10 protein-coding genes are annotated in these 10,029 nt (G+C 39.3%); all 10 read right to left on the bottom strand.

The window, feature by feature from the left end; genetic code table 11:
- Positions 1–180: 180 nt before the first annotated feature.
- Positions 181–1,176 carry an ABC transporter substrate-binding protein gene (locus KQ486_RS11655; RefSeq protein WP_216687715.1) on the bottom strand — a complete coding sequence of 332 codons (996 nt, stop codon included), beginning with the start codon at positions 1,174–1,176 and terminating at the stop codon, positions 181–183.
- Positions 1,177–1,245: 69 nt separating this feature from the next.
- Entirely contained in the window at positions 1,246–2,043 is a 798-nt protein-coding gene (locus tag KQ486_RS11650; protein WP_216687714.1) for an ABC transporter ATP-binding protein, read from the bottom strand.
- Positions 2,018–3,040, bottom strand: coding sequence for an ABC transporter permease (locus tag KQ486_RS11645; protein WP_216687713.1), 1,023 nt, complete (start codon positions 3,038–3,040; stop codon positions 2,018–2,020). The genes KQ486_RS11650 and KQ486_RS11645 overlap by 26 nt, the downstream gene beginning before the upstream one ends.
- Before the next feature lie 38 nt (positions 3,041–3,078).
- Positions 3,079–4,074 carry an ABC transporter substrate-binding protein gene (locus KQ486_RS11640; RefSeq protein WP_144163852.1) on the bottom strand — a complete coding sequence of 332 codons (996 nt, stop codon included), beginning with the start codon at positions 4,072–4,074 and terminating at the stop codon, positions 3,079–3,081.
- Between the two features lie 259 nt (positions 4,075–4,333).
- Complete coding sequence (locus KQ486_RS11635) at positions 4,334–4,771, bottom strand: hypothetical protein (RefSeq protein WP_144163851.1); 438 nt, start codon at positions 4,769–4,771, stop codon at positions 4,334–4,336.
- Positions 4,772–4,783: 12 nt separating this feature from the next.
- The gene (locus KQ486_RS11630) at positions 4,784–5,272 is read right to left on the bottom strand and encodes a hypothetical protein (RefSeq protein WP_144163850.1); all 489 of its coding nucleotides are present in this window, start codon (positions 5,270–5,272) and stop codon (positions 4,784–4,786) included.
- A gap of 173 nt (positions 5,273–5,445) precedes the next feature.
- The gene (locus tag KQ486_RS11625; RefSeq protein ID WP_216687712.1) at positions 5,446–6,984 is read right to left on the bottom strand and encodes a fatty acid--CoA ligase family protein; all 1,539 of its coding nucleotides are present in this window, start codon (positions 6,982–6,984) and stop codon (positions 5,446–5,448) included.
- 347 nt (positions 6,985–7,331) lie between these two features.
- The gene (locus tag KQ486_RS11620; RefSeq protein ID WP_216687711.1) at positions 7,332–7,601 is read right to left on the bottom strand and encodes a hypothetical protein; all 270 of its coding nucleotides are present in this window, start codon (positions 7,599–7,601) and stop codon (positions 7,332–7,334) included.
- A 298-nt stretch (positions 7,602–7,899) separates the two neighbouring features.
- Positions 7,900–9,633, bottom strand: coding sequence for a SulP family inorganic anion transporter (locus KQ486_RS11615; RefSeq protein WP_216687710.1), 1,734 nt, complete (start codon positions 9,631–9,633; stop codon positions 7,900–7,902).
- Positions 9,630–9,995, bottom strand: a complete 366-nt coding sequence (locus KQ486_RS11610; RefSeq protein ID WP_216687709.1) for an ArsR/SmtB family transcription factor — start codon at positions 9,993–9,995, stop codon at positions 9,630–9,632. The genes KQ486_RS11615 and KQ486_RS11610 overlap by 4 nt, the downstream gene beginning before the upstream one ends.
- Positions 9,996–10,029: the final 34 nt, after the last annotated feature.

Below are 10,029 nucleotides of genomic sequence, written 5' to 3'. Positions count from 1 at the left end.
AATCATTCGGGTGATTAGAGCGCTTCTATTCGACCAGATTTCAGATATGGCAAATCATTCGGGCGATTAGAGCGCTTCTATTCGACCGAATTTCACTTTTGATGGAGCGTCCAGGTCATGAACTTCAACGACTAACCGTCGTTGTTAAATGTTAATCTCCAGACCTTCAACACTTGAAACTTACTCGCCTGAAATGAGTTCCGCTTCCTCTTTTAATTCATCTGTCAATTCAACACCCATCTTTTCCGCTGCATCCTCGTTGATTTGAAGTTTCAAGTTTTGTGGGTATGTTGCTGGAATTTCTCCTGGGTTTTTACCGTCTTTTAAAATTTCAACAGCTTTCTCGCCCGCTTCATAGCCGATATCAAAGTAATCGAAACCAAATGCGGCAAACCCACCGCCTTCAACAGAAGAGTGTTCGGATACGAAAACCGGGAGTGATTCAGAATGACCGACTTGTAATACGGATTCCAATGCACTGACGACTGTGTTATCGGTAATGATTAAAATCGAATCAACATCGCCAACCAAGGCTTCCGTTGCTTGCTTCACTTCTGATGAGGAAGAGATCGTTTTTTCAACTGTATTCAAACCGACTGCTTCCGCCTCTTCATTTACTAATTCGATCTGTGTTTTCGAGTTTTGTTCACTGGCATTGTATACCAATCCAAGTGATTCAAAGCCCATATCTTTGACAAGTTCTAGCGTTTTCTTAACGGTATCCGGATGCATATCCGCCGTTCCCGTTACATTTCCACCTGGATTTTCAAATGATTCAACCAAGTTTGCGCCAACAGGATCCGTTACCGAAGTAAATACAATTGGAATTTCTTCCGTTTCATTCAATGCACCTTGCGCACTCGGTGTCGAGTTGGCGAAAATCAAGTCAACATCATTACTGACGAATTTTTCAGCAATCAACTGATTGGTATTCGCGTCCCCCTGTGCTGAAGAAAAATCGAAATGCACTTCTAATCCAGCATCTTTTAACGCCTGTTTAAATCCTTCTGTGGCACTGTCTAAAGAAGGATGTTCCTCAATCTGGGAAATCCCAACGACAAAGTCAGCGTCGTTCTTATTCACTTCTTCCGCACTTGATTCATCATCGGACGAACCACATGCACTTAACACCAACAATCCTATTAATAAGACCAACCAAGCTTGAAGCTTTTTCATTTCGACCTCTCCCCTTCTTCTTTACCTTAATGATTAAAAAAATAAAATAAACTTGTAAAATATAATTCTTTATTTCGCTAATAACGCCCGGTCATTCGCCAGTTTTGTTCCGCGGATTTCTTGGAATGCTTCTAATAAATCTGGAACCGTTAATTTATCCTTCTCTTCGTCTTCCGCTTCAAAAATAATTTTTCCTTCATCCATCATCCATAGTCGATTCCCGAAGTCGATGGCTTGCTCCATTTGGTGCGTGACCATAATCGTCGTCAAAGAATGCTTTTCAACCAACTCACGCGTCAGCGACAAAATCAGTTCCTGTTTGGATGGATCCAATGCTGCTGTATGCTCATCCAGCAATAAGATTTGCGGTTCTGTGAAGGTCGCCATCAATAAGGATAAGGCTTGCCGTTCCCCACCTGATAAAAGTCCTACCTTTGTATTCAAGCGGTTTTCCAAGCCAATCTCCAAAGTAGCCAAATGCTCTTTGAATTCCTCACGTTTTTTCTTCGTCATCCCTCTAAACAAGCTTCTTTTTTGTGTCCGTCCTAAAGAGATCATCATGTTTTCTTCGATCGTCATATTCGGTGCTGTCCCTGCCATTGGGTTTTGGAAAACGCGCCCGATCCATTTGGCACGTTTTTCTTCAGATAAAAGGGTTAAATTCTGATCGTTTAAATGAATGTTGCCAGCATCAGGCAATATGGTTCCAGCGAGCAGGTTCAATAACGTCGACTTCCCCGCTCCATTACTACCAATAACCGTTACAAAGTCGCCTTCGTTCAAGGTTTGCGTAAGGTCAGAGATGGCACGCTTTTCATCCGGTGTATTGGCATAAAATGTTTTATGAATTTGATTTAACGTTAGCAACCTGCACCTCTCCCTTCTGCTGTTTCACTCTCGTAAGTGCTTTCTGGGACTTTTTGAATTGACGTTTCTCACTGCTTTTCTGCAACATATTCGGTACAACCAATGCGGCAACGACAATCAATGCTGTAATCAATTTCATGTCACTTGCTTCAAGGAAGTCAACCCGAAGTGCCATCGCATAAATGGCTCGGTACACAATTGCGCCACAAATGATTGCAAAAGTCGTACGGACAATCGTTTTCTTTCCGAATAAAACTTCACCGATAATGACTGAAGCAAGCCCGACGACAATCATTCCGACACCGAGGTTCACATCAGCAAAACCGTTATACTGAACGACCAACGCCCCACTTAAGGCAACGAGCGCATTGGCTAAACCAATTCCTAAAATGATATACACATTCGTGTTCGCCGAAAAGCTTCGAACCATCGTTTGGTTATCACCGGTTGCTCGGAGTGCTAATCCTGTTTCCGTTCGTAAAAAGAAATCGAGCAATTTTTTTACGACAAAAACAACGAGTAACATCATCACAATCGCATAAAATGTTCGCGGTGTGTAAGCGCCTAGACCAAGCCATTCATACGGCGCAAAGAAAACTGCATCCAATGATAGACTCTCAAATATCCCTTCTAGCTGTGAAAATAATGTTGTTTCATTTAACAAGGAAAGATTGGCCTGACCCATAATCCTTAAGTTGACGGAATAGAGTCCAATCATCATGATGATCCCGGCTAAAAGGGGATTGATATTTCCCTTCGTATGCAAAAGCCCTGTTATACAGCCGACGAGGAAACCGGCAACAAATCCGAGTAAGGTCGCAACAATTGGGTCAACGCCTCCGATAATCGAAATGGCCGCGACACCTCCACCGGTCACAAAGCTCCCATCCACCGTCAAATCCGGAAAGTCTAATATCCGAAACGAAATATAGACACCGAGCGCCATGATGGCATATATTAAACCTGTTTCTAAAGCACCGTACAATGATGTAATCATGAGCGATTCTCCTTTTTAACCTAGCGTTCACTTAGAACTTATTCGCCTGAAATAAGTTCCGCTTTCTCTTTTAATTCATCTGTCAATTCGACACCCATTTTTTCTGCAGCATCCTCATTTATTCTTAATTTCAAATTTTGAGGATACGTTGCTGGTATGTTTCCTGGGTTTTTGCCATCTTTCAGAATTTCAACAGCTTTCTCGCCTGCTTCGTAGCCAATATCAAAGTAATCAAAACCAAATGCGGCAAAACCACCGGACTCAACAGCATCATGTTCAGAAACAAACACTGGAATAGATTCAGAATGACCGACTTGTAATACGGCGTCCAATGCGCTGATGACTGTGTTGTCTGTAATAATCAAAATCGAATCAACATCGCCAACCAAAGCTTCGGTTGCTTGCTTCACTTCTGATGAGGAAGAGATCGTTTTTTCAACTGTATTCACACCGACAGCTTCCGCCTCTTTATTTACTAATTCGATCTGTGTTTTCGAGTTCTGTTCACTCGCATTGTAGATCAACCCAAGGGATTCAAGACCCATGTCTTTGACAAGCTCCAACGTATTTTTTATATTATCTGGATGCATATCCGCCGTCCCCGTTACATTTCCGCCAGGGTTTTCAAATGATTCAACCAAGTTTGCGCCAACAGGATCTGTTACCGAAGTAAATACAATTGGGATTTCTTCTGTTTCGTTCAATGCACCTTGTGCGCTCGGCGTCGAGTTGGCAAATATCAAATCAACATCATTACTGACGAATTTTTCAGCGATCAATTGATTGGTGTTCGCATCCCCCTGTGCCGAGGAAAAATCGAAATGGACTTCTAATTCAGCATCTTTTAGTGCCTGTTTAAACCCTTCTGTTGCACTATCTAATGCTGGATGTTCTTCAATCTGCGAAATCCCGACGACAAAATCAGCGTCGTCCTTGCTCACTTCCTCGGCACTTGATTCATCATCGGATGAACCACACGCACTCAATACCAATAATCCGACCAGTAAAATCAACAATGCTTGTAACTTTTTCATTTCACTCTCACCCTTTTCTGCTTTTATGCGCACATGCTTTTATGTGTTAAAGCAAAATTTATTTATTGCTAACAAGTATATGCCTCTTGAATTCAAAAAGCAACCCGTTTTGAAGAATTTTTTAAATGAATGCGTTTTTATTTGAGAGAAGTTTTACCAATCAAAAATGCTCATTATCACATTCAGTGTAATGAGCATTTATTAGTCAGAGATCATCGATTCACTTTATCAGATGAAAACTAAATAGTAATATTTCTGACTAAATAATAATAAATTTTGGTTCGTAATCAGCAATCACTTCAATGACATCATTCATCGTACCATATAGATGGTGTTCAACATCGGGAAATTCTGAAGTCCCAGCCCATGCCAGTTGATCAAACCATTCAATGAAGTCAGAGTTTTCCACTTTGTAAAAAGTCTCTGCTTGTATATTAAGATCCGTTGCCCTTTCTAATGCTTTCTTAATTGGAATTCTAAGATTGTTTCTGGGACCGTCTCCTGTATGTCTGAAGGCCCAAACATAGTTTTCCATATAGGAAAGATTCCTATCATACACGATCAGCACCTTGTTTCCATCAATATCGCGCAAGTGAATAAATAACCCTTCGTCGTTCAATTCAACTCTGGCATCACTAACGTAGTGTTTTTTTAAATTTGTAATAGGTTGCCAAGCATGTAAAATTAAATTTTGCATAAGATTATCTCCTTATTTATATCTTACTTTGTCGGTCTTATCCATCCTGAGAGTAGAAGGGAACGAAAGTGAAGCGTAACCATCTTTACTATTATAAGATGCCAATGTTCTACCATCCGGAAGTTTTTTTAGTATTGCACCTGGCGGATATTGTAGTTTTCCGGGCATTTTATCAAAGTCTATATCTCTTTGGCGCGATTTTCCACTTTTTTCATAGTTAACAACATCTCTTGTCTCCCTTGTTAATCGTGCTGATGATTTAATTCCATTCCATGTATTACCTGCATTTCCACACTGTATAGTAATTAAATCACTGTCACTTTGAGTAGAATACTTTGATGAATTCCGATCGAATTCTTGAACGGATGACAGGCTTTTAATACCACACCCTGGAAGAATCGCTTCTGACTCAATTAAAAAACTAATATTCAGAAAAAGTGTGAGTGTAATTACAATTATTATAATTTTAGATAATAGGTTGTTTGTAATTGATTTTTTCAATATATCCACCTCCCTTAAATAAGATTAATCCTCCTACAGTGGTAATATAATTAATAATTCTATGTATATTTTAAAAAACCTTTTCAAAAAATTAAAAACTTTAAAAATTTAATATTAAAAGGTATTCAGGCGCAAATCAAAACAAAACAGGGGGCACCCCACCCCCTGTTCATCTACTGCTGTAACTGGTGTTTTAAATTACGTTTGAGAATTTTACCGGTCGTATTTTTCGGTAACTCTTCAAGGAATTCAATTTCTTTTGGTTGCTTGTATTTGGCAAGTTTTTCTTTACAGAGAGCAACTAGTTCCTCTCTTGTTACTTGATCATCGTTCACGACGACATAAGCGATAATCGCTTCTCCGAGGTTTTCATCCGGAACGCCGATGACGGCAACTTCGCTCACCTTGCCATGACCATACAGAACCTCTTCTATTTCTCTTGGATAAACGTTATACCCACCGACCAAAATCAATTCTTTTTTCCGGTCGACAATATAGAAGTACTCTTCCTCATCCATACGCGCCATATCGCCTGTGTATAGCCACCCATCTTTAATCGTCGCTTGGGTTTCTTCAGGCATTTTATAATAGCCTTTCATCACGTTCGGACCTCTGACAATCAATTCGCCGACTTGACCAACTGGTACCTCTTCGCCATTTTCATCCACCACTTTATTTTCCACGTTCGTGATACTTCTCCCGATTGATCCCGCTTTTCGTGGCCGGTCCAATGGGTTAAAGCAAGTAACCGGAGAAGATTCCGATAATCCATAGCCTTCAGATAGACGAATGTTGAAACGTTGTTCGAATTTTTCTAATAAGGCGACTGGCATCGATGCACCACCGGATATGCAAAAACGAATGCTTGAGAAATCTTTAGCCTCTTCATCTGGATATTGTAAGAGATAGTTATACATCGTCGGAACACCTGCGAAGATTGTTGCTTGATGTTCTTTAATAACACGGAATACTTCTTCAGGTGAAAATTTCGGTACGATTAAAACTGTCCCGCCATTTACTAATGGAGCGTTTAGTGCAACAGTTAAACAAAAGACGTGGAACATTGGGAGCGCAGCAACGACACGATCATTCGCATCAATTGTTAAATATTCCGCTACATCCCGTGCATTAGAATAAAGATTTTTGTGTGTAAGCATCGCACCTTTTGGTTTACCCGTCGTTCCAGAAGTATAGAGAACGACAGCTGTATCATCTTCATTCAATGTAGGTCGGTCGAGTTCCAAGCTACCTTCCTTCGTTAATTTTTCAAAAGAAGAAATTTTTTCTGCCAATGTTGATGCACTTAAATCACTGTCAGGACTCGTTGCACCGACAATATAGTGTTCAATCCCTGAAACTTTTTGATCGAGATGCTCAAATTTTTCCATCAACACATCCAACGTAATGACACCTTTAACATCACCGTTCGTCATAATGTAAGCCATTTCCTCAACAGTATAAATAGGATTGACCGGTATAACTGTGACACCCAATCGCATCGCGCCATAAAGACCGATAATATAATGAGGTGTGTTACCCACAACTAAAGCGATATGGTCTCCTTTCTCATACCCAAGTTCTTTCAAGCTAGATGCAAATTTCGTTACAGCACCTTCCAATTCTCGATAAGAAGTTTCTTCATCATTAAAAATATAAGCCGTTTTCGTTAAATTTTCCTTTGCGGTCAAGGAAAGTTGATCACTTAAATTCATACCCTTCCTCCTTTATTATGTATCTCTTTAGAAATGAATGAATAGTCATTCAATTTTCATTATTCTATTATAGTTTATTTGACACGATTCATCAAGAAACCCCTTTCATTTTTCAGAAAAAAATAAAAAGATTGAACTGTTCTACAAGGTAGTTCCGATACTATAGAAAATTACTAATTTAACGGGTTAAAGAACACATTGATATGGTATATGTATAGCGCTATAACCAACAGTGTAAATAGCAAACACAAAAACGCTTGGGTTTTAAAATCCCAAGCGTTCTCTTTTATATTAACTTATTCATTTTAAGAAACCGATTGTGCATTGTTTATCGCAAACAATGCTTACTATTCTTTCGAAAAAACCATCTTAATAAAATAAGTTAGGATGAGAGTGAGAAGTCCAATACCGAAAAGTATACTTCCAGAAACTACAAAGATATTTATATAGCTTTCAGCCCTTATTTGGTACTTAGCAGGATCTGCTCCACCTTGATTCATCATCCAATTGTCAGCCATCGATATACCAATGCTAGTACTGAAGAACAAAAGAATAAATCCGATTACAAATAACGCAATACCAATGGTTAAAAACCGATTAAAATTATCTTCTGTCATATAGCCACTCCTATTTCCCAAAATATATCACTCAAGTTCTTTAACCCCCTACTTTAGCTAAGCTCCCTGTAAATTTTAAGTCGCTCTTTTACAATTTTACATTTATTTTATCATGAAAATTACAATTACTTATTTGATTTATAAAAACCCCATAGTGAAAAGCTTACGAATTAGAAACAGCACAATGACGATAGCTTCTGTTATTAAGTTGTTTGGATTGCGATTTTGTATGTTTCTTCACTAAAACAGAACTACTTCTTTCATTTTGATTCTCTTCGATTTTATTGAAAATGAGTCGTCATTCCGTAATCAGTTTCTTCCCCGCAGACAATTGATGACATTCATGAAATGCGAACTGTTTACAACCTATACATTTTGGATGATCGATAATCGATATCGCATGATCAAGTGCCTGACCGGTATGCTCAAAAATATTTTCTTCTCCGATGTCATCGTATAGATTGGAAGATTTTAAGATTTCCTTTAGCTTGGGGCTAATCCCCGACAAAATAATCGTTCCACCTTGTTTATTAAAATGACTCACAACATTAGAAAGGTTAGCAATCCCTGTTGTGTCCATGAAAGGAACTTTGCTCATTCTTAGCAATAAAGCTTTTGGTCGATAGTGGATTGAATCCATGACACGCTGTTCAAATACTTGAGCAGCACCGAAAAAAAGCGGTCCTTCAATTGTGTAAATTTCAATTTGCGGACAATTTCTAGTCGCATCAACCATATAACTCTCAACAGGCTCATTTGCATGTGAATGATCCGGCAACACTTTGGAGACGACAAGTAAGTTACTCATGCGTCTTGCAAACATAATGAGCGCAAGGACGAGACCAGTCATGACAGCTGTCGTAATCGTTGTGAAAACAGTCAATAAAAAAGTGGCTACTAAAATGAGTGAATCTCCGGTTTTCATCTTTAATAAATGAGCGAAATGACGACGATCACTCATATTCCACGCAACAATCATCAAAACGGGTGCCATGCTCGCGAGTGGGATAAGAGATGCATACGGCGCAAATAGGAGTAAAGTCGACAGCACAAACACACCATGAAATACGCCTGACATTCGAGTGACTGCTCCTGTTTTAATATTCGTCGCTGTCCGTGCAATTGCGCCAGTCGCTGCAATCCCGCCAAATAACGGTGTTACGATGTTCGCAATTCCTTGACCTACTAATTCTCGATTACTATCATGCTTACTACCAGCCATACCATCCGCAACTACAGCTGATAGTAAAGACTCAATTCCTCCTAAAGCAGCGATCGTCAATGCGGGAACGAGCATCGGTTGAATTCGTTCCCATGTCAATTCAGGAAATTGAAACTCCGGAAGACTTGATGGAATACTCCCGAATACAGAACCAATTGTCGGTACTTGATCCGTAAAAAAGACTGTTGCAATAACAGTTGAAACAATCAACCCGACAATAGCTCCAGGTATTTTAGGGAACAGTTTAGGCGTGAGTAAAATAATAGCCATACATAACGAAGCAATAAAAATACTAGAAACTTGAGTTAAATGGAGATGATTCCAAATTTCACGGATATTCAATATAAACCTTGAATGTTGTTCAATCGGAGTAATCCCTAAAAAGTTCGCGATTTGACCAGTAAAAATAATGACTGCAATACCTGCGGTAAATCCAACCGTAACCGGCCTGGGCATAAACTTAATTAACGACCCCAATTTAAAAAGCCCCATGAATAGTAACATGAAGCCTGCCAGTAAACCTGCAATCAACAGATTTTCGTATCCGTAGATGGTCACAATACCTAATAACACTGGAACAAAGGCTCCCGTAGGCCCTCCGATTTGGAATTTCGAACCTCCGAATAAAGAAATTAAAATTCCAGCGATGATCGCTGTATAAAGTCCATATTCCGGTCTCACACCAGAAGCCGTGGCAAAAGCCATCGCCAACGGAATCGCAATCATCCCTACTGTCAGGCCAGAGATCAAATCTTTTTTTAAATCACTAAACGAGTAATTTTTGATTATATTCTCATAGAAACGATTCATGAATTTCGTTTCACTTCTTTCTCATTCGTATTCTCATCATTGGTATCTAATTCTTCTAAAATAGAGATCGTACTGACGAGATGATTATTAAAAATCTCCTTCGCCACATCCAAAAGCTTCATGATGGATGGGTCTCTTAATGAATAAACGACTTGTTTCCCATGCTTCGTACCAGTCACGATATTTTTGTTACGTAAAACGCTTAATTGCTGAGAAACAGCTGATCCTTCACTATTTAGGATGGTTTGTATTTCATTGACACTTTTTTGACCATCCGCCAATAATTCCAAGATTCGTATTCGTAAAGGATGTGCTAATGCTTTAAAGAAATCTGCTTTGAACGCTTGTAAATCGTCCCACATCTTATCAATCTCACTCCTTCTTACATATTCAAAT

It is taken from the genome of Allobacillus halotolerans, assembly GCF_018967645.1.
GTDB lineage: Bacteria > Bacillota > Bacilli > Bacillales > Alkalibacillaceae > Allobacillus > Allobacillus halotolerans.
This window is presented reverse-complemented; position numbering and strand designations above follow the sequence as displayed.